The 26,341-nt window shown below is 59.3% G+C and carries 22 protein-coding genes; 13 read left to right on the top strand and 9 right to left on the bottom strand.

The annotated features are described in order from the left end of the window. Nucleotides 1–240: 240 nt before the first annotated feature. Both AC1MEW_RS29220 and rluB read left to right on the top strand, forming a co-directional pair. Nucleotides 241–432 (top strand): DUF1289 domain-containing protein, encoded by a 192-nt coding sequence (locus AC1MEW_RS29220; RefSeq protein ID WP_322267727.1) that lies wholly within the window; start codon nt 241–243, stop codon nt 430–432. Nucleotides 433–589: 157 nt separating this feature from the next. After that, nucleotides 590–1,888 carry a 23S rRNA pseudouridine(2605) synthase RluB gene (gene rluB, locus AC1MEW_RS29215; RefSeq protein ID WP_201255427.1) on the top strand — a complete coding sequence of 433 codons (1,299 nt, stop codon included), beginning with the start codon at nt 590–592 and terminating at the stop codon, nt 1,886–1,888. A 287-nt stretch (nt 1,889–2,175) separates the two neighbouring features. On the opposite strand, the gene AC1MEW_RS29210 is transcribed toward rluB, so the two are convergent. Together AC1MEW_RS29210 and AC1MEW_RS29205 are read right to left on the bottom strand one after the other, a co-directional pair. Then, entirely contained in the window at nt 2,176–3,141 is a 966-nt protein-coding gene (locus AC1MEW_RS29210; RefSeq protein WP_480424516.1) for a M29 family metallopeptidase, read from the bottom strand. Nucleotides 3,142–3,210: 69 nt separating this feature from the next. After that, entirely contained in the window at nt 3,211–3,348 is a 138-nt protein-coding gene (locus AC1MEW_RS29205) for a hypothetical protein (protein WP_201201684.1), read from the bottom strand. A gap of 930 nt (nt 3,349–4,278) precedes the next feature. On the opposite strand from AC1MEW_RS29205, the gene AC1MEW_RS29200 reads away from it, so the two are divergent. Beyond that, a complete protein-coding gene (locus AC1MEW_RS29200) occupies nt 4,279–5,691 on the top strand; it encodes an amino acid permease (RefSeq protein ID WP_201255429.1) in 1,413 nt (470 codons plus the stop codon). Between the two features lie 313 nt (nt 5,692–6,004). Here AC1MEW_RS29200 and AC1MEW_RS29195 read toward each other — a convergent pair whose 3' ends face one another. Next, nucleotides 6,005–6,847: an alpha/beta fold hydrolase gene (locus AC1MEW_RS29195; protein ID WP_201255430.1), complete on the bottom strand. Its 843-nt coding sequence runs from the start codon at nt 6,845–6,847 to the stop codon at nt 6,005–6,007. A 232-nt stretch (nt 6,848–7,079) separates the two neighbouring features. On the opposite strand from AC1MEW_RS29195, the gene arfB reads away from it, so the two are divergent. Then, nucleotides 7,080–7,493 carry an alternative ribosome rescue aminoacyl-tRNA hydrolase ArfB gene (arfB, locus tag AC1MEW_RS29190; RefSeq protein ID WP_007902485.1) on the top strand — a complete coding sequence of 138 codons (414 nt, stop codon included), beginning with the start codon at nt 7,080–7,082 and terminating at the stop codon, nt 7,491–7,493. Here arfB and AC1MEW_RS29185 read toward each other — a convergent pair. The 6 genes from AC1MEW_RS29185 to phhA form a co-directional block, all read right to left on the bottom strand. Continuing rightward, entirely contained in the window at nt 7,490–8,689 is a 1,200-nt protein-coding gene (locus AC1MEW_RS29185; protein WP_201255431.1) for an MFS transporter, read from the bottom strand. The two genes, arfB and AC1MEW_RS29185, sit on opposite strands and share 4 nt — an antisense overlap. Before the next feature lie 103 nt (nt 8,690–8,792). Beyond that, nucleotides 8,793–8,975, bottom strand: a complete 183-nt coding sequence (locus tag AC1MEW_RS29180) for a hypothetical protein (RefSeq protein WP_201205171.1) — start codon at nt 8,973–8,975, stop codon at nt 8,793–8,795. A gap of 76 nt (nt 8,976–9,051) precedes the next feature. After that, entirely contained in the window at nt 9,052–9,183 is a 132-nt protein-coding gene (locus tag AC1MEW_RS29175) for a hypothetical protein (protein WP_274610064.1), read from the bottom strand. A 270-nt stretch (nt 9,184–9,453) separates the two neighbouring features. After that, entirely contained in the window at nt 9,454–10,647 is a 1,194-nt protein-coding gene (locus AC1MEW_RS29170) for an amino acid aminotransferase (protein WP_480424513.1), read from the bottom strand. Further along, on the bottom strand, nt 10,647–11,003 hold the full coding sequence (locus tag AC1MEW_RS29165; protein ID WP_123509107.1) for a 4a-hydroxytetrahydrobiopterin dehydratase: 357 nt from the start codon (nt 11,001–11,003) through the stop codon (nt 10,647–10,649). The genes AC1MEW_RS29170 and AC1MEW_RS29165 overlap by 1 nt, the downstream gene beginning before the upstream one ends. Nucleotides 11,004–11,073: 70 nt before the next feature. Continuing rightward, nucleotides 11,074–11,865, bottom strand: coding sequence for a phenylalanine 4-monooxygenase (gene phhA, locus AC1MEW_RS29160; protein ID WP_201201703.1), 792 nt, complete (start codon nt 11,863–11,865; stop codon nt 11,074–11,076). 402 nt (nt 11,866–12,267) lie between these two features. On the opposite strand from phhA, the gene AC1MEW_RS29155 reads away from it, so the two are divergent. The 9 genes from AC1MEW_RS29155 (at nt 12,268) to AC1MEW_RS29115 (ending at nt 26,298) form a co-directional block, all read left to right on the top strand. After that, entirely contained in the window at nt 12,268–13,830 is a 1,563-nt protein-coding gene (locus AC1MEW_RS29155) for a sigma-54-dependent transcriptional regulator (RefSeq protein ID WP_322267736.1), read from the top strand. A gap of 364 nt (nt 13,831–14,194) precedes the next feature. Next, complete coding sequence (locus AC1MEW_RS29150) at nt 14,195–14,935, top strand: flagellar basal body rod protein FlgF (RefSeq protein WP_201201706.1); 741 nt, start codon at nt 14,195–14,197, stop codon at nt 14,933–14,935. 46 nt (nt 14,936–14,981) lie between these two features. Further along, nucleotides 14,982–15,767: a flagellar basal-body rod protein FlgG gene (gene flgG / locus AC1MEW_RS29145; protein ID WP_201201708.1), complete on the top strand. Its 786-nt coding sequence runs from the start codon at nt 14,982–14,984 to the stop codon at nt 15,765–15,767. 51 nt (nt 15,768–15,818) lie between these two features. Next, complete coding sequence (gene flgH, locus AC1MEW_RS29140) at nt 15,819–16,514, top strand: flagellar basal body L-ring protein FlgH (RefSeq protein ID WP_201201710.1); 696 nt, start codon at nt 15,819–15,821, stop codon at nt 16,512–16,514. Between the two features lie 27 nt (nt 16,515–16,541). Next, nucleotides 16,542–17,630, top strand: coding sequence for a flagellar basal body P-ring protein FlgI (locus AC1MEW_RS29135; protein WP_201205176.1), 1,089 nt, complete (start codon nt 16,542–16,544; stop codon nt 17,628–17,630). Between the two features lie 11 nt (nt 17,631–17,641). Further along, a complete protein-coding gene (gene flgJ, locus AC1MEW_RS29130; RefSeq protein WP_480424508.1) occupies nt 17,642–18,937 on the top strand; it encodes a flagellar assembly peptidoglycan hydrolase FlgJ in 1,296 nt (431 codons plus the stop codon). Between the two features lie 23 nt (nt 18,938–18,960). Continuing rightward, nucleotides 18,961–21,006, top strand: coding sequence for a flagellar hook-associated protein FlgK (gene flgK, locus AC1MEW_RS29125; protein ID WP_323570180.1), 2,046 nt, complete (start codon nt 18,961–18,963; stop codon nt 21,004–21,006). Between the two features lie 13 nt (nt 21,007–21,019). Next, on the top strand, nt 21,020–22,585 hold the full coding sequence (locus tag AC1MEW_RS29120) for a flagellar hook-associated protein 3 (protein ID WP_322267741.1): 1,566 nt from the start codon (nt 21,020–21,022) through the stop codon (nt 22,583–22,585). Nucleotides 22,586–22,701: 116 nt separating this feature from the next. After that, nucleotides 22,702–26,298 (top strand): glycosyltransferase, encoded by a 3,597-nt coding sequence (locus AC1MEW_RS29115; protein ID WP_480424505.1) that lies wholly within the window; start codon nt 22,702–22,704, stop codon nt 26,296–26,298. Nucleotides 26,299–26,341: the final 43 nt, after the last annotated feature.

Below are 26,341 nucleotides of genomic sequence, written 5' to 3'. Positions count from 1 at the left end.
GGCTTGCTCGCGAAGGCGGCGGATCAGGCAACCATGATGTTGACTGACACTCCCTCTTCGCGAGCAAGCCCGCTCCCACAATGAATTCTTGGTGTTCCCGAAAATGAGTTCACCACCATCCCGATTGTGGGAGTGAGCCTGCTCGCGATAGCGGTCTGTCAGTCACCCCGATATTGAATGTGCCGCCGTCATCGCGAGCAGGCTCGCTCCCACAGTGATTGGTGTTGACTGGAGTATTTGATGACCTCAACCAAAGACCCCTGCATCAACGTCTGCAAGTTCACCGACGACATTTGCCTTGGCTGCGGCCGCAGCAAGCGCGAAATCAAGGCCTGGAAGAAGCTCGACAAGACCGACAAACGCACCGTACTCGCCGAAGCGGCGCTGCGTTTGATCAAGCTCGGTGCCACCGTTCGGCGCAAAGGCAAGTAAGTCTCCATTGATCAGCTAGTCTCTGATGCGCAAACGCTTGCATGAGCGTATGATTCGCGACCCTCCGGCGATCCCTTCGCCCGAGTGCCCAGTTTTACATCGCTTCAGGACCCTCACTTCAGAGCTGCCTGAACAGACCACACCGGGAGGTGCCCAGATGAGTATCAACGACCAGAAAGACGACGCCGAAATCGGCCCAGCAGGCGAAAAACTGCAGAAAGTCCTCGCCCGTATCGGCGTCGGCTCGCGCCGTGACGTAGAAGCCTGGATCAGCCACGGCCGCATCAAGGTCAATGGCAAAGACGCCACCCTCGGGCAGCGCGTCGACATGCACGACGCCATCACCATTGATGGCAAGGTGATCAAGCGCGAAGAAGCCGCCGAGTCGGTACGCCGCGTGATCATGTACAACAAGCCCGACGGCGAAATCTGCACCCGCCTTGATCCGGAAGGCCGTCCAACCGTTTTCGACAAGATGCCGCGCCCCAAAGAAGGTCGCTGGATCAACATCGGTCGTCTCGACATCAACACCACCGGTCTGCTGATGTTCACCACTGACGGTGAATTGGCTAACCGCCTGATGCACCCTTCCTACGAAATGGACCGTGAATACGCGGTACGTGTCCGTGGCGAAGTTGACGACGAAATGATCGAGCGTCTGAAGGCAGGCGTCGTCCTCGAGGACGGCCCGGCCAAGTTCACCGACATCAAGCAGGCTCCAGGTGGCGAAGGTTTCAACCACTGGTACCACTGCGTGGTGATGGAAGGTCGCAACCGCGAAGTTCGTCGTCTGTGGGAATCCCAGGGCTTGGTGGTCAGCCGTCTGAAGCGCGTGCGTTTCGGTCCGGTGTTCCTTAACTCCGACCTGCCGATGGGTCGCTGGCGCGAAATGAGCCAGTACGAAGTCGACATTCTGAGTGCTGAAGTGGGCCTGACGCCTGTGGCCATGCCGCAGATGAACGCCAAGAGCAAAGACAAACTCGACCGCATGCAGCGTAAATCGTCGCGTCCGATGGGCAAGACCGAGCGCGTGCGCTCGTTGCGTCCAGCCATCGGTAACCAGACCGCTGCTACGCCGCGTGACTCCCGTGAACCGCAAATCGAAGGCGAGCGTCCAGCCCGCAAACCAGCAGCGCCACGCGCTGATGGCGAGCGCGGTCCACGCACGCCACGTCCGGCTAACGGTCGCACCGAACGTGGCGAAGGCCGTGGTGCTCCGTCCGGTGGTCGTAGCGATCGCGGTGCTCCAGCCGGTCGTGGTGAATCTCGAGGTGACTCGAGTCGCGGTACGCCAGTGGCCGACCGTCCGGCTGACACCAAGCGTCCGGCCAAGCCTGCCGGGAAGAAACGCCCAGGTATCGTTCTGGTCGACAGGGACACGCCATCGGGCAAGCGCCGCGGCGCGCCAGCCGGTTCGGGTCAGCGTCCGGGCTTTGGTCGTCGCAAGCCGGAATGAAGCAGCGGTAAGTTTCAAGCTGCAAGCTGCAAGTAAAAAACGCCAACCCTAGGGTTGGCGTTTTTTTGTATGGCCAAGCCGGATTTCAGAATGTAGATGAACCTGTGGCGAGGGAGCTTGCTCCCGTTGGGTCGCGCAGCGGCCCCAAAACCATCCCGCGCGTTCTGTCAGGCAAACCGCGTTGGCGGGTTTTGCGACTGCTGCGCAGCCGAGCGGGAGCAAGCTCCCTCGCCACAGGGGTTCGGTGTTGTTTGGAAAACAAACCTCTCATCAAGGTTCGGTGTTGTTTAAAAAACAAACCGCCCATCAAACACCGGCTCATCATCCAGCGCCAGCACGCCACTGGAGAAGATCAGGTCCAGGTGGTGACTGCCCTTGGCCCCACCGCCCAACCCCAGGTGCAAGCCGCAATGGCGCTCCTCGAACCCGGCGTTGCGCGCATAGAGCTCCTTCACGCCTTCGTTGGTGCCAATGCCCAGCTCCTCAATCCGCCGATTCGACGGATTGGCGTCCAGGTATTTGTTGAAGTCATGCTCAAGCCCCGGCACATCCGTGGCGATTTTTCTGATAGTCGAGTTCTCGATCCACAACTCCAGCGGCGACTCCAGTACCCCGTACTTGCGGGCGAAGGGGATCGTGCTGAGGAACGTCCCCATAAACTTCACCCGGCCATTAATCTCCTCACTGTGGGTCGCGATTTCGCCGGGCGCCAGGTCAAAGTTGCCGACGCCGTTGATGTCTGTCCACTTCTTGATACTGCTCAGCGGTGTTTCAAACCACGAGCCGTGGTCATCCTTGAAACTTAATGTTGTGGCGTGGGACATGCGCTGGATCAAGTGGCTATTGAGCCCGGCAATACGCTGAGGCGTGACACTGAAGGTGTCGTAGAAGTAATCGCCGTAATCCTTGAACAGCAGCGACTTCTTCCAGTTTTCCGCCATGACGCCTTGCAGCGCACGGACAAACTCCGGGCCGTCGGGGCGAGGGTTGGGCAGGGTGGAAGAGTCGTAGAAGAAAATGTACAGATCGCTGTCGGCAATCGCCTGGGCCAGCAAATCCGTGGGCTCCAGGTCCAGACGCATGGCGCTGAAGCTGAGTTGTGGGCTGTTACCGGCCTGTTCGGCGATGTTGCCAGTCAGTGCCTCGTAATCAGGGGTGTGGCCGAGCAAGACCTTCGCCGGGTTGATGCCGACAAGGGCCGGGTGGTGTTCGAGGTAGTAAAGGAAATGCGAAATGGCGCGTTGCTTATCCATGTAGTCCTCCCTGACAAACCGAGAAAAAGTGGCAGGCACGACCGGCCGGATCGTACCTGCCGGGATGTCTTACAGAGGCCACATCGCTGTGCCGAACGGAACAATCGCGTCGGCTTGCATCATTTCAACGGCGGCGTCATGGGTCGGCGCTTCAAACCAATCGTCCAGTTGCAGTTCAGTTTCCAAGTCTTTTTCAATTACTTGCATTGTGAATCTCCTAGATGACTTTTGAGTAAGAACAGCGGCGTGCTTTTCAATCAGTGAATAACCCGCCAACTTGCCGGTCGATGCGGCTCGGCAAGTCGCTGAAAACCTAGTTCATCGATTTTTAAAATGCAAAAAAATAATTAAATTAGATTTGTTTGAACTTTTTATTCTGTTTTTTAAAGAGCGAATTCTTATTTAAAAACAAAAAACTAACTCGGCCTTTTCGTTAGGAAGCTTCCTACCGTCAATTTGCAGTCATCCTGCGGCGGGATCTGATCTGGCAAATTTGCGTTACGGGATGTAAAGGAATGTTGACGAAATAGGCTGCAAAACCCATTGGATTGAGTCCTTCCCGGATGCTGTAAGGAAATTCTTCCGACAACCCGCTCAGTCGCCGTCCCACAGGGCTCTGGCGCGCTTGTTTCAGCGGCGTTTGAAGGGTGAGATGCGCCCCATGCCTGTCGTGCAGGTGCATAACAAGAAGGAGGCGCAATGAACGCCGTGACTCATCTCCATCTCTCCCCGTGGGCGGATTGTTTGATCCCCTGCGTCGATGACCTGCAAAGGTCTGACTTCCTTTTTGCAGCCGCCCGAGACCCTCGACGCGGACACAGGCAATCCCGGCAACCGACGCGCTGATCCAGCAGTGTCTGGCAGCAGGGGGTTAGCGGTGTACAATGCGCCGCGTTTTAACTGTGACCTCCTGCGCATCTGCGCAAACTTCAAGGCTACCCGTCTTGTTCATTCCGCCGCGCCACAAGCGTGTCGGGTTCGATTTCGTCACAGATAAAAACAAACAGGTGACGCATGACCGTTGTAAATACGCTGAACTCCTGGTGCTTGCGCTGGGGTTTGATCGGCGCTGCTTGAAATTGCAAATGAGCAGCAACGTCTACTGAACATCATCAAACCTTGCGTGAGACCCTTTTCATGAGTGGACAAAACTCGCATTCAGGCGAGCTTAAACGCGGCCTGAAAAATCGCCACATTCAACTGATCGCTCTCGGTGGCGCGATCGGTACCGGGTTGTTCCTCGGCTCGGCCGGGGTGCTGAAATCCGCCGGCCCGTCGATGATCCTCGGCTACGCTATCTGCGGCTTCATTGCCTTCATGATCATGCGCCAGTTGGGCGAAATGATCGTCGAAGAGCCGGTGGCCGGCTCCTTCAGCCACTTCGCGCACAAATACTGGGGCGGGTTTGCCGGTTTTCTGTCGGGCTGGAACTGCTGGATTTTGTACATTCTGGTGGGCATGTCGGAGCTGACCGCGGTCGGCAAGTACATCCACTATTGGGCGCCGGACATCCCGACCTGGGTCTCGGCTGCCGGTTTCTTCGTGCTGATCAACCTGATCAACCTGGCCAACGTCAAAGTGTTTGGCGAGGCCGAGTTCTGGTTCGCGATCATCAAGGTCGTGGCGATTGTCGGCATGATTGCCCTGGGCAGCTATTTGCTGGTCAGCGGTAACGGCGGCCCGCAAGCCTCGGTGAGCAACCTGTGGTCCCACGGCGGCTTCTTCCCGAACGGTGTCAGTGGTTTGGTCATGGCGATGGCGATCATCATGTTCTCCTTCGGCGGCCTGGAAATGCTCGGTTTCACCGCAGCCGAAGCCGACAAGCCGAAAACCGTGATCCCGAAAGCCATCAACCAGGTGATCTACCGGATCCTGATTTTCTACATCGGCGCCCTGATCATTCTGCTGTCGCTGACACCATGGGACAGCCTGTTGGCCACCCTGAACGCTTCCGGCGATTCCTACAGCGGTAGCCCGTTCGTGCAAGTGTTCTCGATGCTCGGCAGCAGCACCGCGGCGCACATCCTCAACTTTGTGGTCCTGACGGCGGCATTGTCGGTGTACAACAGCGGCACCTACTGCAACAGTCGCATGCTGCTGGGCATGGCCGAGCAAGGCGATGCGCCGAAGGCTTTGGCGAAGATCGACAAGCGCGGCGTGCCGGTGCGTTCGATCCTGGCGTCGGCCGCGGTGACGTTGATCGCTGTGTTGCTGAACTACCTGATCCCGCAAAACGCGCTGGAACTGTTGATGTCGCTGGTGGTGGCTACCCTGGTGATCAACTGGGCGATGATCAGCTTCTCGCACTTCAAGTTCCGCCAGCACATGAACAAGACTAACCAGACGCCGCTGTTCAAGGCCCTGTGGTACCCGTACGGGAACTACATCTGCCTGGCGTTCGTGGCGTTCATCCTGTGTGTGATGCTGTTGATCCCGGGGATCCAGATCTCGGTGTATGCGATCCCGGTGTGGGTCGCGTTCATGTGGATCTGCTACGGCATCAAGAACAAGCGCCGTGCCCAGCACGCGCTCCAGACCGCGGTGAAATAACGCAGCCTGCTGAAACAACAAACCCGGCCATGTGCCGGGTTTGTTGTTTTCTGGGTTCATACAAAACCCTGTGGGAGTGAGCTTGCTCACGAAGGGGCCATAACATTCAACATCATCGCTGAATGTCACACCGTCTTCGCGGGCAAGCCTCGCTCCTACACGGGATCAGTGTTGAACCGGGGATTTGTGATCGACACAAAACCACTGTGGGAGCGTGGCTTGCCCGCGAAGAGGCCAGCACATCCAACAGACATGCTGGCTGACACACCGCTTTCGCGATCAGGCTCGCCCCACATTAAATCGGCGTCAGGCCTTATTTCTGGTCCAGAAAGCTCTGCACCGACGCATTGAAAAATTCCGGGTCCTGGATAAAGGCGAAATGGCTGACATTGGGCAAGATCAGCAGGCCGGCACCGGGGATGGCCGACGCCATGTATTCGGTGTGTTCGCGTTTGATGGCTTCGTCATGGTCGCCGTCAACGATCAAGACCGGGCTTTTGATTTTCGCCAGGTCCTCGGTTGTCCAGTTTGGCTGGCTCGCCCACATATGGCTGATTTGCTCGACGAACGCATCGTACTCTTTGGGGGTAGGTGACAGCTTCGTGTACTCCTTGCCGGCGCGTTCGATGTAGGCGGCGAACGTCGGGTTCTTCTCGACCCCTTCCTTGACACCCGAAGTCTGAGTATTGGCGGCGAAGGCGAACACCTTGCCAACGCGCTGCGGATATCGCATCGCCAAATCAAGCCCAAGAATGGCGCCGTCACTCCAGCCCACGAAGTCGGCCCGTTGGATCTTCAGTTTATCGAGCACCGCGATGACGTCATCTGCCATCAGGTCATAACCGTAAGGTCGCGCATCTCGCGAACTGCGACCGTGGCCTCGGCTGTCGAGGGTGATGACGGTGTGCTTCGCCGCGAGGGCCTTGACCTGATGGCCCCAATAATCGGAGTTGGCCAGACCGCCGTGCAACAGCACGACAGGAGAGCCGTGACCGGTGATCGAGTAGTAAAGCTTGATGCCGTTGACGTCGGCACGGCCGGTTTTTGCACTGGTGATCGGCGCGGGGGTCGCCGGTAATGTTTCCCAGCGTTCTACGGCATGAGCCGCGTTGAATGACAGCAGCAGGCAGAAAGCAGCAAGCAAGCGATGGGGCATGGGTCTCTCCATTAAAAAGGCCTGATCGGCGTGATCCGGACTCTTTAGCGTAGAATCCAACTGTTAGAAGGCCAGGCGTCGCTAGTCGTGGTAACTGCGGCAAGGTTCATGCAAACCTTGTGGGAGCGAGCCTGCTCGCGAAGGGAGCATTACATCCAACATTGATTTCGACTGACACACCGCTCGCTCCTACAGGGTATTCTGGCGACTCTGAATAAGGACGCTTTTTTCCATGCTGGTGATTTCCAACAACGTGCATCTGCCGGATGCCGAGATCGAATTGACCGCCATTCGTGCGCAAGGCGCGGGTGGGCAGAACGTCAACAAGGTCTCCAGCGCGATGCACCTGCGCTTCGACATTCCGGCCTCGTCCTTGCCCGAGTTCTACAAGGAACGGTTGCTGGCGCTGCGTGATAGTCGCATCACCAGCGAAGGCGTGCTGATCATCAAGGCCCAGCAATACCGCACGCAGGAAGCCAACCGTGCTGATGCGCTGGAACGGCTGACCGAGCTGATTCTTAGCGCCACCAAAGTGGAAAAGAAGCGCCGCCCGACCAAGCCGACCCTCGGTTCGAAGAAGCGTCGGCTCGAATCCAAGACCAAGCGCGGCAGCATCAAGGCTGGGCGCGGCAAGGTCGACTTTTAGCGGGCGTTGCGTTCTTCGCGATACTTTGGCGCCTGGCGGTACAAGTAAACGCTCAAAGCCAAACCGCTCAGGGCAGCGAGGGCGGCAAACAGGAAGATCGAAGCAAAACCAAACCCCGCCGCAATCGCACCGGCCAATGGCCCGGTAATCCCCAGCGACAAATCGATGAACAGCGAATAAGCCCCGACCGCCGCGCCACGGCTTGAGGCCGGCACCAGGTTGACCGCTTCCACGCCCAGCGCCGGGAACACCAGCGAGAAGCCGAAGCCGCTCAGCGCCGCACCAGCCAGTGCCCAATGGGCATCCGGTGCCAGCCACAACAGCAGCAACCCCAAGGTTTCTACCGACAGGCAGGCAATCGCCACGCGAAACCCGCCGAGGCGGTTGATCAGGTTGCCGAATAGCAGCCGAGCGCCAATGAAACTGGCACCGAACAGGCTCAAACAGAGCACCGCGTTCGACCAATGCTGCGTGGCGTAATACAGGGTGATGAAGGTGGCAATGGTGCCAAAACCGATGGAGCCCAATGCCAGGCCGCAACCGTGCGGCAGCACCCGACCCAGCACGTGCATGAACGGCAGCCGTTCACCGACGACAATTGGTGCGGCGGTTTTCGGCCAGGCCAGCGCCAGGCCCAGCACGGCCAGCAGCACGATACTGACGCCCATGCTCCACAAGCCCAATTCATTGACTAGCAACACGCCCAGCGGCGCGCCGATGGCGATGGCACCGTAGCTGGCGATGCCGTTCCAAGAGATGACTTTGGCGGTGTTCGCCGCGCCGACCCGGCCGATGCCCCAGCCGATCGAGCCCGAGCCCACCAGACTTTCCGCGCTACCGAGTACCAGTCGGCCGATCAACAAGCTGATCAGGCTGAGCATCGGCAGGCTTTGGGTCCAGGCCGAAATCAGCATGAACACACCACTCAAACCGCAGCCGGCGAGGCCGTACATCACCGCCAGTTTGCTGCCCTTGTTGTCGATGATTCGCCCGGCGTACGGGCGGCTGAGCAGGGTGGCCAGGTATTGCACGCTGATCACCAACCCGGCGATCACCGCGCCGAAGCCCAGGTCGCTGTGGACGTAGCCCGGTAGTACGGCCAGGGGAATGCCGATATTCAGGTAGCCGATGAAGGTGAACAGGACGATGGACACAACTTGCAGCGTGACCGCCAAGGGGCGCTGGTTTTCTGACATGGGTAAAGGTCCACGGGGCAGCAGGATAGATAGGCTGCTTATGATAACGGCGCAACGGGCTGGCGGTCGTGAAAAAGTAAAACTAATTGTTCGGCGGGATGAGTCAGGATTTGGTCGGGGCGACCAATTGCGTGGTGACCAGGGCGGCCAGCGCGTTTTCTTCGCTGCCGAAACGGGCGAGCAGGGCGGCTTGTTTTTCGGGGGAGAGGCGATTCCAGATCTCGATCATTTTCTCGGCAGTGCCGATCAGGACGCTGGCCTGGGTGTCGCTGAAGTCGTCGGTCATGGAGGGAGGCTCGGGTTTCAGGCGGTGTGGAAAGCGCATGTTAGCGCTTTCCACACGGTCTGGCATTGCAGGTGTTTCAGTCTTCGCTGTCAGCCTTGCGACTGTCAGTGGCTTCTTTCGGCACAGGCTGTTGGGCACTGGCTTGTTGCGGGGTTGTCTGCTCAGTTTCGTGCAGGCTTGGGAAGGGGAGATTAGGAATCTCGTGCATGTTTCGCGCTCCTCGCAAAGTCTGGTGATAGATCTGGTAGATCCGCGCTTTTTCAAAGCTTGGGCAGGATACAGCAGGAGAAATGACAAAAAGACTTTTATCTGGGATTTCTGCGACCAATGGCCGCAGGGAGCTTAAAGACGGACATAAAACAAATGTGGGAGCGGGCTTGCTCGCGAAAGCGGAGTGTCAGTCAATATTGATGTCGACTGATACTCCGCTTTCGCGAGCAAGCCCGCTCCCACAGGGGGGATGTGCAGGTGCTTGAGGTTATTTGCAGACTTCTGCGATGGCCTCGGCCAACAGGTCCAGACGCGTCGCATCAATCCCCGCCACGTTCGCCCGGCCCGAGCTGACCATGTACACGCTGTGGTGATCACGCAGCTGTTTAACCTGTTCCGGCGTCAAACCGGTGTAGGAGAACATCCCGCGTTGCACGCCAACGTGCGCAAATCGCTCGCGCAAGCCGTGCGGCTCAAGGGCTTCCACCAGACCGCTGCGCAGCTGGGCGATGCGCAAGCGCATGGCTTCTACTTCGTCGGCCCAAAGGCTTTTCAGCTCCGGGTCGCCAAGGATGGTCGCGACCACGGCGGCGCCGTGATCTGGCGGCGTCGACCACAGGTTGCGGGCGATGTTCGCCAGTTGACTGCGGATATCCACCAGCTTCTCGGCAGTTTTCGCGCAGACAATCAGCGCGCCAGTGCGGTCGCGGTACAGGCCGAAGTTCTTCGAGCAGGAGCTGGTGATCAACACTTCCGGCAGCGCATCGGCGAACAACCGGGTCGACCAGGCGTCCTGTTCCAGGCCATCGCCAAAACCTTGATAGGCGAAGTCGATCAGCGGCAACAGCTCACGGCGGCGAACCACATCCAGCACCCGGCGCCAATCGTCATGGGACAAATCGAAACCGGTCGGGTTGTGGCAGCAGGCGTGCAGCAATACGACGTCGCCCTTGGGGGCTTCATTCAGTACCGCCAGCATCGCTTCGACATCGAGACGGTTGTCGCTGCCCACATACGGGTAGTGACTGACCTTGACCCCGGCCGCGGCGAAAATCGTTTCGTGAATCGGCCAGGTCGGGTTGCTCAGCCAGACGCCACGACCCGGCAACATTTGGGCAATAAAATCGGCGCTCAAACGCAGTGCGCCAGTGCCGCCCGGAGTTTGGGTGACGCCGGCCCGTTGCTCGCTGATCAGCACGGAATCGGCGCCGAGCACCAATTCGTTCATGACCTTGCCGAACGCCGGTTCGCCGTGACCACCGATGTAGGTCTTGGTGGTCTGGCGATCTACCAGGCGCGCCTCGGCGAGTTTCACCGACTGAGGAATCGGCGTCAGGCCCTGGGCGTCTTTGTAGACACCCACGCCCAGATCGAACTTGCGCGGGTTAGGGTCCTGCGCATAGGCCTCCATCAGGCCGAGAATCGGATCGCCGGGGACTCGGCCGATGGCGTCGAAATGCATTATTTGCGGCCCTCGGCGTCTTTGGCTACGTCGTCAGTGCGCGCGGCCATGATGAAATCGTTGCGGTGCAGGCCTTTGATGGAGTGGCTCCACCAGGTCACGGTGACTTTACCCCACTCGGTCAGCAGGCCCGGGTGGTGACCTTCGGCCTCGGAGATTTCACCGACAGCGTTGGTGAACGCCAGGGCGTGCTTGAAATTCTTGAACAGGAAAACCTTTTCCAACTGCATCACGCTGTCGCGCACTTCGATGTTCCAGTCAGGAATCTGCTTGATCAGTACCGGCAGTTCTTCGTCGCTGACCTGAGGGGCGCCGGCTTGGCAGGCTTCGCAGTGGGCTTGGTTCAATGTGGACATGGTCTGTTTCCCGATTCGATTCTTGTTAGACGTTACTATTTTTCAGCGCGTACCGCGACTGCCGGTGCACTCAGGCCGCTTTTGGCTTTGGCGCAAATTTCGGTGCGTGCAAGCCCAACTGCATGCCTTGCTTGACCATGCCCATGATGTCTTCATGAGCGACGTCGAACAGGCGCTTGAGGTTGGGCAGCACAAAGTACAGCGGTTGCAGGATGTCGATGCGATACGGCGTGCGCATGCATTCCAGCGGATCGAAGGCCTGGTGTTCCGGCTCGTCCGACATGCAATAAACGGTTTCTTTAGGCGAGGACAGAATGCCGCCGCCGTAGATGCGCCGGCCCTGCGGGGTGTCGACCATGCCGAACTCGATGGTCATCCAGTACAGGCGTGCGAGGTAGACGCGTTCTTCCTTGGTGGCCTGTAGCCCAAGTTTGCCGTAGGTATGGGTAAATTCGGCAAACCAGGGGTTGGTCAGCAGCGGACAGTGGCCAAAGATCTCGTGGAAAATGTCCGGCTCTTGCAGGTAATCCAGTTCTTCGCGGGTACGAATAAACGTTGCCACTGGAAACTGCTTGTTGGCGAGCAATTCAAAAAAGGTCTGGAAGGGGATCAGTGCCGGGACACGGGCCACTTGCCAACCAGTGGTTTCACCGAGGACCTTGTTGATCTCGCCGAGTTGCGGAATGCGGTCGTGGGGCAGACCGAGTTTTTCGATACCGTCCAGGTATTCCTGGCACGCACGACCTTCGATCACTTTCAGTTGGCGAGTGATCAGCGTGTTCCACACCGCGTGTTCTTCGGCGGGGTAGTCGATAAAACCTTGCGCATCGGGCTCGCGAGCCACGTATTGCGTCTGCTTCATGCTGCTCTCCTGCTAGGGGAATTCGTTCTTGTTATGTCCAGCTATGGACCTAGAAATACCCCAAGGTGTGGGTTGATGCAGCAGGTGGTTCGGGTCGTGCGTAGGAAAAATCTGCGGTTTTCGTAAAGTTTTCGTTACGGAATCGGCGATATGGCGCAGGTATTGAGATTTCCCGGTTTGAAAAGCCTTCCAGCTGTCACATAATCTTGACGACTAACTTTGCGCCTCCGCAGAAAAATCCGTCCGAAGGCACTGCAATACCCATGTGGGAGCGGGCTTGCTCGCGAAGGCGGTCTGTCTGACACATTGATGTTGGATGAACCGACGCTTTCGCGAGCAAGCCCGCTCCCACAGGTTGCGCGCCAGGCATCTATCCCATTCACCGCTTTTTGGGCCTTTTATATGCGTATCAAAGTCCACTGCCAAAACCGCATCGGCATCCTGCGCGACATTCTCAACCTGCTGGTGGAATACGGGATCAACGTCGCTCGCGGCGAGGTAGGCGGTGAGCATGGCAACGCGATTTACCTGCACTGCCCGAACCTGATCAACATTCAGTTCCAGGCGCTGCGTCCGAAATTCGAGGCGATTGGTGGGGTATTTGGCGTCAAGCGTGTAGGGCTGATGCCCAGCGAGCGTCGGCACATGGAGCTCAATGCCTTGCTCGGCGCCCTGGAGTTTCCGGTGCTGTCGATCGACATGGGTGGCTCCATCGTCGCGGCCAACCGTGCGGCGGCGCAGTTGCTCGGGGTGCGGGTGGACGAGGTGCCGGGGATTCCGTTGTCGCGGTATGCCGAGGATTTCGATTTGCCGGAGTTGGTGCGGGCCAATAAGTCGCGGATCAACGGCTTGCGGGTGAAGGTGAAGGGTGACGTGTTTCTTGCCGATATCGCGCCGCTGCAATCGGAGCATGACGACAGCGAGGCCATGGCCGGTGCCGTGTTGACGTTGCACCGTGCGGACCGGGTCGGTGAGCGGATCTATAACGTGCGCAAACAGGAATTGCGCGGCTTCGACAGTATTTTCCAGAGCTCGAAAGTCATGGCAGCGGTGGTGCGTGAGGCTCGACGCATGGCGCCGCTGGATGCGCCGCTATTGATAGAGGGTGAAACCGGCACTGGCAAAGAGCTGCTGGCGCGGGCTTGTCACTTGGCCAGTCCGCGAGGGCAGTCGCCACTGATGGCCCTCAACTGCGCCGGCCTGCCGGAATCCATGGCCGAGACCGAATTGTTTGGCTACGGCCCTGGCGCGTTCGCAGGCGCGCGGGCCGAAGGCAAGCTCGGGCTGCTGGAGTTGACGGCCGGCGGTACGCTGTTTCTCGATGGTGTCGGCGAAATGAGCCCGCGCTTGCAGGTGAAGTTGCTGCGCTTTCTGCAGGACGGCTGCTTCCGGCGTGTAGGCAGTGATGAAGAGGTCTATCTGGATGTGCGGGTGATCTGCGCGACGCAAGTGGACCTGTCCGAGTTATGTGCCCGAGGCGAGTTTCGCCAGGATCTGTATCACCGCTTGAATGTGCTGTCATTGCACATCCCGCCGCTGCGCGAATGCCTCGACGGGCTGACGCCGCTGGTGGAGCATTTCCTCGATCAGGCCAGTCGGCAGATCGGTTGCCCGCTGCCGAAACTGGCGCCAGCAGCGATGGAGCGGCTCAGTCATTACCATTGGCCGGGCAATGTCCGGCAGTTGGAAAACGTGTTGTTCCAGGCGGTTTCCCTGTGCGAGGGCGGGACAGTCAAGGCTGAACACATTCGCCTGCCGGATTACGGCGTGCGTCAGCCCCTTGGCGATTTCTCGCTGGAGGGCGGGCTGGATGCGATTGTCGGGCGCTTCGAGAAAGCGGTGCTGGAGCGCTTGTATTCCGAGCACCCGAGCAGTCGGCAGTTGGGTAAGCGGTTGGGGGTTTCGCATACCACCATTGCCAACAAACTGCGCGAATACGATGTCGGCAAAGAGCCTGGTTCCTGAGTCACAGCACGGGTGTTGTGGCGAGGGAGCTTGCTCCCGCTCGGGCTCGAAGCGGCCGCAAAACCATCCTGCGCGATCTGTCTGTCAGATATCGGCAGTCCTTTTTGGGGCTGCTTCGCTGTCCAGCGGGAGCAAGCTCCCTCGCCACAGGGTACAGCGTCGTCCATGAAGGCTGACACTTGCCACTTACCGGCATAACACCGCCGGTTTTTCGACTTCGACACAATTCCCTCATCCCCTCTAAATCCTTCAAGTCCTTTGTTTGCCGGGCCTCGGGCCGCCAGAAAAAAGTTGGTCTGCAAATTGCTTGAGGCTCAGCAGTACAGCGGTGGGCGGCAAACGTCCGGCATGCAGAGGAAAGAGTGTGGACAAGTACCTTTATGTGGCAATGACCGGCGCCAGCCAGAATGCACTGGCGCAGAAGGCTCATGCGAACAACCTGGCGAACATCTCCACCAACGGTTTTCAGAAGGACCTGGAGCAGGCCCGTTCGATGCCGGTGTTTGGTGACAGCTTTCCGGCGCGTGCCTATGCCATGACCGAGCGTCCGGCCACCGACTTCTCGCCAGGATCGATGGTGGAAACCGGCCGTGATCTCGATGTGGCGGTGACCGGCGACGGCTGGATTGCCGTGCAAAGCCCCGACGGCAGCGAAAGTTACGTGCGCACCGGCAGCCTGAACGTTGACGCCTTGGGCGTGTTGCGCGCCGGCAATGGTATGCCGGTGATGGGCAATGGCGGGCCGATTGCCGTGCCGCCCGAGCAGAAAATCGAAGTAGGTGAGGACGGCACCATCAGCATTCGTTCGATGGGTGAAGGCCCGCGGGTGATTGCTCAAATCGACCGTATCAAACTGGTCAACCCTGACCTGAAGAACATGACCAAAGGCCTGGATGGTTCGATCCACACCATGGACGGCAAGCCGGCGCAAGCCGATGCGGGCGTCAAACTGGTGTCTGGGTTCCTTCAGTCGAGCAACGTCAATGCCGTGGAAGAAATGACCTCGGTGCTGGCGTTGTCGAAGCAATTCGAGCTGCACATCAAGATGATGAACACCGCCAAAGACGATGACCAGGCCATGGCTCAGGTCTTGCAGATCAGCTAATTATCAGAACGTCGCGCCGTAAAACAGGCGCACGAGGAGAATCGAAATGCTTCCGGCTCTATGGGTTGCCAAAACAGGTCTGTCCGCTCAGGACACCAACCTGACCACCATCTCCAACAACCTGGCGAACGTATCGACCACGGGCTTCAAACGTGACCGCGCCGAGTTCCAGGACTTGCTGTACCAGATCAAACGCCAGCCTGGCGCCCAGTCGACCCAGGACAGCGCGCTGCCGTCCGGTCTGCAATTGGGTACGGGTGTGCGCATCGTCGGCACCCAGAAAAACTTCACCGCCGGCAGCCTGCAAACCACCGAGCAGCCGTTGGACCTGGCCGTCGACGGCCGCGGTTTCTTCCAGATTCTGCAGCCGGACGGCACCACGTCTTACACCCGTGACGGCACCTTCCACCTCGACTCCAACGGCCAGATCGTGAACGCCAGCGGTTTCGCTCTGGAACCTGCGATCGTCATCCCGAACAACGCCCAGAGCTTCACGGTCGGTACGGACGGCACGGTGTCCATCACCGTTCCCGGCAACGCTGCCTCTCAAGTGATCGGCAACCTGCAAACCGCCGACTTCATCAACCCGGCCGGTCTGCAAGCAGTCGGTAACAACCTGTTCCTGGAAACCGCCGCCAGCGGCGCGCCGCAAGTCGGCACCCCGGGCCTGAACGGTTTTGGCACCACGCTGCAGAACACCTTGGAAGGGTCCAACGTCAGCACCGTTGAAGAGATGGTCAACATGATCACCACTCAGCGCGCTTACGAGATGAACTCCAAGGTGATCTCCACCGCCGACCAGATGCTCTCGTTCGTAACGCAGAATCTGTAATCAAGTCTATGAGGCGGCATGAAGCCGCCTGCAACACCGTGAGGTAGGGTCATGAATCGCTTTGTATCTGTTCTGGCACTGAGTGGGGTGGTCTCGCTCGCGGGCTGCGTCGCACCGACGCCCAAGCCCAATGACCCTTATTACGCCCCGGTGTTGCCGCGAACGCCGCTGCCGGCTGCCGCCAACAATGGCTCGATCTACCAGGCCGGTTTCGAACAAAACCTGTACGGCGACCGCAAGGCGTTCCGGGTCGGTGACATCATTACCATCACCCTGAACGAGAAGACTCAGGCCAGCAAGGGTGCCAACTCGCAGATCGACAAGACCAGCAAGACCAGCATCGGTCTGACGTCGCTGTTCGGTGGCGGCCTGACCACCAATAACCCGGTGGGCAGTGGTGACCTGAGCCTCAACGCCGGTTACAGCGGCGACCGTGCCACCAACGGGGCCAGCAAGTCCGGGCAGAGCAACAGCCTGACCGGTTCGATCACCGTGACCGTCGCCGATGTATTGCCCAACGGCATCATTGCCGTGCGTGGCGAGAAGTGGATGACCCTCAACTCGGGTGATGAGCTGGTGCGGATTGCCGGCCTGGTTCGCGCCGATGACATCGCCACTGACAATACCGTGTCGTCGACTCGCGTCGCCGATGCACGTATCACCTATTCGGGCACCGGTGCGTTTGCCGATGCGAGTCAGCCTGGCTGGTTCGACCGTTTCTTCCTCAGCCCGCTGTTCCCTTTCTAGGTGGCTACGTTGAATCTTAAACACCTGATGGTGGCCGCCCTGTTGCTGTCCGCAGCCTTCAACGCTCAAGCCGAGCGGCTGAAAGACATCGCCAGCATTTCCGGCGTGCGGACCAACCAATTGATCGGTTACGGCCTGGTGGTCGGGCTTAACGGCACCGGTGACCAGACGACGCAGACCCCGTTCACCCTGCAGACCTTCAACAACATGCTCTCGCAGTTCGGCATCAAGGTGCCGGCGGGTTCGGGCAACGTGCAGTTGAAGAACGTCGCGGCGGTGTCGATCAGTGCCGATTTGCCGGCGTTCGCCAAGCCGGGTCAGTTGGTGGATATCACGGTTTCGTCCATCGGTAACTCCAAGAGCCTGCGCGGCGGCACCTTGCTGCTGACGCCACTCAAAGGTATCGACGGCAACGTCTACGCCATCGCCCAGGGCAACCTGGTGGTCGGTGGTTTCGATGCTGAAGGTCGTGACGGTTCCAAGATCACCGTTAACGTTCCGTCGGCCGGTCGTATCCCGGGTGGTGCGTCGGTTGAACGTTCGGTGCCGAGCGGCTTCAACCAGGGCAACAGCCTGACCCTGAACCTCAACCGTTCGGACTTCACCACCGCCAAGCGCGTGGTCGACAAGATCAACGACATGCTCGGCCCTGGCGTTGCCCAGGCTATCGACGGCGGTTCGATTCGCGTCTCGGCACCTTTGGACCCGAGCCAGCGTGTCGACTACTTGTCGATCCTTGAAAACCTTGAAGTCGATCCGGGTCAAGCGGTGGCGAAAGTCATCATCAACTCCCGTACCGGCACCATCGTGATCGGCCAAAACGTCAAGGTTTCCCCGGCCGCCGTAACCCACGGCAGCCTGACCGTGACCATCACCGAAGACCCGATCGTCAGCCAGCCCGGCCCTTTGTCCAACGGGCAGACGGCGGTCGTGCCGCGCTCGCGGATCAACGCCCAGCAAGAGGCCAAGCCGATGTTTAAATTCGGCCCGGGCACCACCCTCGACGAAATCGTGCGTGCGGTGAACCAGGTCGGCGCGGCGCCGGGAGACTTGATGGCCATCCTCGAAGCACTGAAACAGGCCGGCGCGCTGCAAGCCGACCTGATCGTGATCTGAGGACGGCGACCATGGTGGATATGCGCAATGGCAATACCGTCGGCACCAGTGATTCGGGTTCTTACTCGGACCTCAATCGCCTGAACCAGCTCAAGGTCGGTGACAAGAACAGCGACGCCAACATGCGCAAGGTGGCGCAGGAGTTCGAGTCGCTGTTCCTCGGTGAAATGCTCAAGTCCATGCGCTCGGCCACCGAAACGCTAGGCAAGGACAATCCGCTCAACACGCCAGCTGCCAAGCAGTACCAGGAAATGTACGACCAGCAGTTGGCCGTTTCCATGTCTCGCCAGGGCGGTGGTATCGGTCTGGCCGACGTGTTGATGCGCCAGATGTCGAAGAACAAACCGCTGGCACCGGGTGAGGCTGCGGCTGCATCTGCGGCCAAGCAGGAAGCGGCGAAAGCGGCCGTGCCAACCCCGATAGCCGCTGGCACGACGGCCACCAATGGTCCGTTGTCGCGCCTCAATGGCCAGCGTCCGTTGTGGGCGTCGCGCTCGGGCAGGGTGCCGGCGCACGCCGCCGATCACACGAATGACGTGGCAATGCTCAATCAGCGCCGCCTGGCTCTGCCGACGAAACTGGCGGACCGCTTGCTCGCCGGGCTGGTGCCGTCGGTCACGAATACCGCAGCCACTGCCGCGACCGCGCAGAACAAAATCCAGGTTCCGCAGAACGGCAAGACCGGTGCTGGCCCGCTGTACAACGGCGATTGGCTGGCCTCGCAGACGGACACGTCGTCAAACGGGCAGATGCAGATTTACGGTCGCGCCATGGCGCAGATTCCTCTGGCGCCGGCGAAGAAAGCTTTCAGTTCCGCCGACGAATTCGTCAACACCATGCTGCCGATGGCCAAAGAAGCCGCCGCTCGCATCGGTGTCGATCCGCGTTACCTGGTGGCCCAGGCCGCCCTGGAAACCGGTTGGGGCAAATCGGTCATGCGCGCCCAGGATGGCAGCAGCAGTCACAACTTGTTTGGCATCAAGACCGGCAGCAGTTGGACCGGCGATTCGGCGCGGGCAATCACCAGCGAGTTCAAGGATGGCGCAATGGTCAAGGAGACGGCTGAGTTCCGTTCCTATGCCTCTTACAAGGACAGCTTCCACGACCTTGTAACTTTGCTGCAAACCAATAATCGCTATCAAGATGTGGTGAAGTCGGCCGATAACCCAGAACAGTTTGTACGCGAGTTGCAAAAGGCCGGTTATGCAACCGACCCGAACTACGCGAACAAGATTTCGCAAATAGCCAAGCAGATGACGAGTTACCAAAACTACGCTGCGGCGGGCGTTTCCACCACGCCTCTATAGGCACAAGGCATAAGGTCTGAACCATGAGTTTGCTCAATATCGGGATGTCGGGGCTAGCGGCTAGCTCATCCTCTTTGGCTGTGACGGGCAACAACATTGCCAACGTCGACACCGCCGGTTATTCACGTCAGCAAACGGTGCAGACCACCAACTCCTCACAGCAGGTCGGTAACGTGTTTATCGGCACCGGGACGACCCTGGCCGATGTGCGCCGGGTGTACAACTCCTACCTCGATGCACAGTTGCGCACCGCCACTTCGCTTGACAGTGAAGCTTCGTCGTACCTGGCTCAGGCTACGCCGCTTGACGCTACGCTGTCCGACACCAACACCGGTTTGACCGGCGTGTTGCAGAAATTTTTCACCTCGATGCAGGGCGTTTCGACCTCGGCAACTGACGACACTTCGCGTCAAGGAGTGCTGACCGGTGCCCAGGCGCTGACCAGCCGCTTCAACACCATCGCCCAGCAGTTGAACGATCAGAACACCACGCTCAACGGCAGCCTTGGCGACATGGCGTCCCAGGTGAATAAACTGGCCACCACGATTGCCAACCTCAACCAGAAAATTGGTGAGGTCTCCACCAGCGGTGGCCAACCAAACGACATGCTCGACTCCCGTAACGAAGCGGTGCGTCAGTTGTCCCAACTGGTCGGCGCTCAAGTGGTCGAGCGCGGCTCCAGCTATGACATCTACGTCGGCAGCGGCCAGCCGTTGGTGATCGGCAACACCACCAACACCCTGGGCACTGTGCCGAGCAAAGACGATCCGTCGCGCATGGCGCTGCAGTTGGATCGTGGCTCCAGCACTATCGACATTACCTCGGTGGTCAGCGGCGGCTCGATCGGTGGTTTGCTGAACTATCGCAAAGATGTGCTCGACCCTTCGCTCAATGAGCTGGGGCGTGTGGCGCTGGTCATGGCTGACCAAGTGAACAGCCAACAGGCCCAGGGCATCGACAAGAACGGTGATTTCGGCGCGGCGATTTTCAACAACATCAACAGTGCCGCCCTGATCAGTCAGCGCAGCATTGCCAACGCGGGCAACAGCACCGGTTCCGGCAACCTGAACGTCACCATCAAGGACACAGGCCAGCTGACCACCAGTGATTATCAGGTGACGTTCACCAGCCCGACCGACTACAGCGTCAAGCGCTCCGACGGCACCGACATGGGGTCGTTCAGCACCACCACGACGCCACCGCCGGTGATCGATGGTTTCACCATGGCGCTGGATGGCAGCGGCCCGATGAGCGCTGGCGACAGCTTCAAGGTGACGCCGACCCGTGGCGCGGCGGCGAGCATTCAGACCGTGCTCACCGACCCGAAAAAAATCGCGGCGGCAGCGCCGTTGACCGGCGTGACCAGTGCCAACAACACCGGCACCTACACCCAGCCAACGCTGACCAGCACCATCGACATCTACAACCCGGCTTCCCAGGCGCAAATGCAGACCGGGCTCAAGTACTCGACGCCGGTCAAGATCATTTTCGGTGACGCAGCCGGTGGCAGCCAGCCCTATACCCTGGTTGATGCCAAGGGTGGTCTGCTGAGTTCGGGCAATATCGTGCCGGGTCAGAGCAATACCCTGAACCTGACAGTGCCGATGGTCGATGCCAGTGGTAACCCGATCACCGACGGCGGCACCCCGCCAGTCCAGCAATCGTTCACGATGCAGACCACGGTCGGTGGCTCTCCGGCCAAGAACGAAAGCTTCAGCATTTCGCTGACGGGTGCCGCGTCTTCGGATAACCGTAACGCACAAGCGCTGACGGCGCTGCAAACCAAGCAGACAGTGGATACCGGCACGGCGAGCAAGGGCATCAGCCTGGTCGACGCTTACGGCACACTGGTGACCAATGTCGGCGCGAAGGCTGCGCAGGGCAAATCGGACAGCGACGCCACCACGGCGATCCTGACCCAGGCCACAGGCGCCCGTGATTCGAACTCCGGGGTCAACCTGGATGAAGAAACCGGCAACCTGGTCAAATACCAGCAGTACTACACCGCGTCTTCGCAGATCATCAAGGCTGCGCAGGAAACTTTCACTACGCTGATCAATGCCCTTTAAGGAGTCGTAATTCATGCGCATTTCTACAAGCCAGTATTACGATACAACCGCTGCCAACTATCAGCGTAACTTCAACCAGGCGATCGCAACCAGCGCTGAAGCCAGCAGCATGACGCGCATCAACACCGCCGCCGATGATCCGATCGGTGCCGGGCGTCTGCTCAAGCTCGGCCAGCAGAGTGCGGCGCTTGATCAGTACAGCACCAACATCGACAGCACCAAGAGCTCGTTGAGCCTGCAGGAAACCACGCTGGATTCCATCAACACGGCTTTGCAGCGCGCCAAGGAAATCGCCTTGAGCGCCTCGAGTGGCAATGCCACCGACGCAGACCGTAAAGCTTATGGGGCGGAATTGACTCAGCTCCAGCAGCAGGTCGTTGGACTTATGAATTCCAAGGATTCGAACGGGAGCTATTTGTTTTCCGGTTCGAAAACCGACACTGCGCCCTACTCGCAGAACTCCGATGGTACCTTCACCTACAACGGTGATCAGACCAGCATCAACCTGGCCGTTGGCGATGGTCAGTCGATGGCTACCAACACCACGGGTTGGGATGCCTTTCAGCAGAGCATCAATACCAGCCGCACCCAGGTCAGCATGACGGCTCCGGCAGTGGATGACGGTCGGGTCACCCTGTCAAATGGCGAAGTCTCAAGCAGTACGACTTACAACGCCAAATTTGCCGCAGGCCAACCGTATACCGTGAGTTTCGTTAGCAGCACTCAGCTGAAAATTACCGATTCTCTGGGTAACGACGTGACAGCTGAAGCGAGTCAGGGCGGGGTTGTCAGCAACAGCAACGGTGCAAACCAGTCGGTCAGCTTCCGTGGCATCGACATGAATCTGAACATCAACCTCCAGTCTGGTGATGTCCCGGATACGGTGATTGCCGGTCATAGCTTCCAGTTGACGGCCAAACCGGACACCTTCAACACCGCGCGCAGTCCAGGCAACCCTTCGACAGCGGTGATCACCGGATCGACCGTCACCGATCCGGTGGCCTATAACAATGCATTTCCGGCCGGCGGGGCCGTTCTCAAGTTCACCAGCGCCACCAACTTTGATCTATACGCCGCCCCGATCACTTCGGACAGCAGGCCGGTGTCTTCAGGCACCATGGCTGGCGGCAACGCGACCGCCGCTGGCGTTACATTTGCGGTGGGCGGGACACCGGCAGCCGGCGACCAGTTCACGGCGCAGTCCAACAACCACCAGACCCAGAATGTCCTCGACACGCTGGGCCAGATGGTTAGTGCCATGAACGTGCCGATCGATGCCGATCCGGTGGCCAAACAGAAGTTTCAGGCTGCGATGGATTCCGGGGTCAACAACCTGACCAGTGCCACCGATCAATTGGGCACGGCAATAACCTCAATCGGTGCGCGGGGCAGTTCGCTTGATGATCAGTCCTCCACCAACCAGAGCCTGAGCCTGGCGAACACCACGACCCAGTCGTCGATTCGCGACTCCGATCCTGCCGAGGTAATGACCCGCCTGACGTTGCAGCAAACCATGTTGCAAGCTGCACAACTGGCGTTCAGCAAGATCACGTCGCTGGGCCTGTTCAACAAGATCTGACAGTAGCCGGGCGCCCAGGCGCCCGGTGACTGCTGACCCTCCAATACCTACTGTCTTTTTCCGCGGTTCAAAGGGCTCGCTTTCCTGGGCGAGCTCTCGCCGCCTGCGAGTCCGCCGTGAATTCACTTCCTCTTGTCAGCCTTGTCATTCCCGCCTTCAACCCACGCTTTTTCGACCGGGCGTTGCGCAGTGCCGTGACTCAGGGTTATGGCAATCTCGAGATCATTGTGTGCGACGACAGTCGTGGCACTGAAATCGAAGAAATGGTGGGTTCGCTGGACGGGCAGACCGATGTTGTCGTGCGTTACGTGCGCAACCCGCGGACCCTTGGGCTGGTCGGTAACCTGCAAGCCTGTCTGGAGGAAGCGCAAGGCGAGTTCATCAAGTTTCTTTGTGATGATGACCAATTGTTCGCCACGTGCGTTGAGCGCCAGGCGCAAGTACTCATCGATCGTAAAGACGTCAACCTGGTATTGGCCCAGCGGTTGTTCTGGGATGCCGACGATCTGCCGCTGCCTTCGCGGCTCGAGAACACACCGCTTTCCCCGGTGTGCGGGCTGTTCAAGGGGGAGGACCTGCTGGCGATTTTCGAGAATTTTCCGGTCAATATCCTTGGCGGTTTCAGCAATGCGATGTTCCGTCGTGCCGATGTGTTGGAGTTGTTTCCAGCCTTGACCCAACCCGGTCACTGTTTTGTCGCGACCCTCGATTTCGCCTTGTATGTGTGCCTGCTGCGCCGTGGCAACCTGGTGGTGTCCAACCATGTGCTCAGTGTCGAACGTTTGTATCCGGAGCGTTTGAGCGCCCAGCAATCGATGAAGGATGCGGTCGAGGCCGAACGGCAATGGCTGTTGCAGATGCTCAAGGCCCGCAGCGGCGAATCTGCGCCAGCGCCGGGCTGGGTTCGCTACTTGCCGGTGACCCGTGCCGATGAGCTGCCGCGCGTCTGGGAAGAGTTGCCCTTGAGCCGCACCCTGGGCACCAAACAGACCACTCAGCATTGGCACGTCGGTATCGCCAGTGTCAGCTTTGCCGAGCTTTACGCACAGTGGCTCGCGTGCCGCAGCCTCACTGAGGGGCAGCGCGAACTGTTGCCGGACACACTGGAGAGCTGGCCGCGCAGGCCGAAAATCGTTCCCATTGTTATTGATGAACAGGGCAGCCGGTCAGCGCTGGAACTCACGCTGCAAACCCTCGCCGAACAAGATTACGCGCCTGAACTGACGTTGGTGTTGTCCGCATCGTGTCTGGAGGCCGAGCTGGATGAGCGGGTTTTCCGTTTGCCGCTGCAAGATGACTGGCAGCAGCAGGTCAATGACCTGTTGCCACAACTGGACGGGGCTGACTGGTTCTACTTGCTGCAAGCCGGCGATCGACTGGTAGCGCCGGCCTTGCTGGTGATGGCGGAGCGGATTGCCCTCTCGCGCACGCTCAAGTGCCTTTACAGCGACGAAGGTGGCTTGCGCCAGGGCGAGTCAGCCGAGCCCGCGTTCAAGCCAGACTTCAACCTGGACCTGATGCGCAGCTATCCCTACGTGGGACGGGCCTTGGCGTTTGAGCGCGAAGGTTTTCTGGCGCTGGGCGGTTTCGATTCGGTCTATGGAGAGTTGGGCCCTCACGATGTGCTCTGGCGCCTGGTCGAGAGTGATGGCCCCCAAGTGATCGGGCACATCGCCGAGATTTTGCTGGAGTCTACGTTTGACCTGGCCAAGTGGCTGTCCCAGCCAGAGGTGGTGGAGAACAATCCGCTGGTGGTACAGGCGCACTTGCAACGTATGGGCGTTGCCCATGACATCCGCAACGCCGGTTCGACACTGCTCAACCGTGTTGACTATTACCATGAGGATCGTCCATTAGTGTCGATCGTCATCGTCAGCAAGGACCAGACTAACGCCTTGCAGCGCTGCGTCGAAAGCCTGCTGGAAAAAACCGCTTACGGTGAGTATGAGCTGCTGCTTGTCGACAACGGCAGCGAAAGCGCCGAGGCCCGTGCCTGGCTGGCCGGTATGGCAGCGTTGGGCAGCGAGCGGATTCGCGTGTTGACGTATCCGCAACAAGGCAATAGCGCTGCCGTGCGCAACTTCGCGGTGAAGCAGGCCAGCGGCGACTACGTGCTGATGCTCAATCCTTACACCGTCATCACCCAGAGTGACTGGCTGGATGAGTTGCTCAATCACGCGCAACGACCGGAAGTCGGCGTGGTCGGCGCGAAGCTGTTCAACCCGGATGGTCGGGTGCTGCATGCGGGACTTATTCTTGGTTTGCAAGGGCCGGCAGGCGTGCCGTTTTATGGCGAGTCCCTGAATGCTGCGGGCTATATGTACCGGTTGCAGGTGGCTCACGACTTGAGTGCTGTCGGCGCTGATTGCCTGATGGTGCGCAAAGCGGTGTTTGAGGCGGTCGGCGGTCTTGATGAGCAGAACCTGGCCCAGACGCTGAACGAGGTGGACCTGTGCCTGCGCGTTGGCCAGGACGGCTACCTGGTGGTCTGGACGCCTTATGCCAAATTGGCCCTGGGCGCCCAACCGACGGCCGTGATGCAAGAGGCTGAACAGGCCTTGCGCGCGCAGGAACAGGAAGTGTTCTACAAGCGCTGGCTGCCCATCGTTGCCCGTGACCCGGCCTACAACGTCAACTTGTCGCTGCACGGGTTGGGTGGTTCGAGCTTCAGTCTTGAGCCAGGTCTGCGTGCTGGCTGGAGCCCGTTCTCAAAGGCTCAACTGCCGAAAATCCTCGCACTGCCGGTCAATGCCTCGGCCATCGGTCACTACCGTGTGACGCAGCCGTTGATCGAACTGGAGGCCGCGGGCAGGGCCCACGGACGTATTCACTACAACCTGCCGTCGATCATTGAGGTCGAGCGGCAGTCGCCCGACGTTATCGTCCTGCAAGGGCGTTACTCCGAAGGGCCGATCAATGAGATCCCTGGCCTGAAAACCTATTCCAATGCCCGGCGGATTTACGAGCTGGATGACTACGTCATCAACGTCCCCCATCGCAACGCGCATATCCGCAACATGCCGGGCAAGGATGAGATGGAGAAACTGGTGCGGCGTGCGATCGGTATGTGCGATCGCGTGGTGGTCTCCACCGAGGCACTGGGTAACGCCTTGTCAGATATGCACAACGACATTCGCGTGGTGCCGAACATGCTGGCCAAACACCTGTGGAGCGATATGCGCAGCCAGCGCCGCACCTCGAAAAAGCCACGCGTCGGCTGGGGCGGCGGCACCAGTCACCACGGTGACCTGGCGGTGATTGCCGATGTGGTCCGTGAACTAGCCAATGAAGTCGACTGGGTGTTCTTCGGCATGTGCCCGGATGACTTGCGCCCGTACATGCATGAATTCCACGGTGTGATCGGGCTGGACGTCTACCCGGCAAAACTGGCCAGTCTGAACCTGGACCTGGCATTGGCGCCGCTGGAGTTCCACATCTTCAACGACTGCAAAAGTAACCTGCGCCTCCTCGAATACGGGGCTTGCGGCTATCCGGTGATCTGCACCGACACCGAGGCTTATCAGGGTTATTTGCCTGCCACCCGGATCAAGACCAACACCACCGATGAATGGCTGCAAGCCATCCGTATGCACCTTGCCGACCCGGATGCCAGCTACCGCCTGGGCGATGAATTGCGTCAGGTGGTTCTGCGCGATTACGTGTTGCGTGGCGATAACCTGCGTTACTGGGAAAACGGCTGGCTCGCCGACTGATCTTTTTACGCACCCACAAAAACAGGCGACCTTGAGTCGCCTT

The organism is Pseudomonas sp. ASL4 (assembly GCF_056680395.1).
Note: the sequence above shows the minus strand (reverse complement) of the source record. Positions and strands in the feature narration are given on the sequence as shown.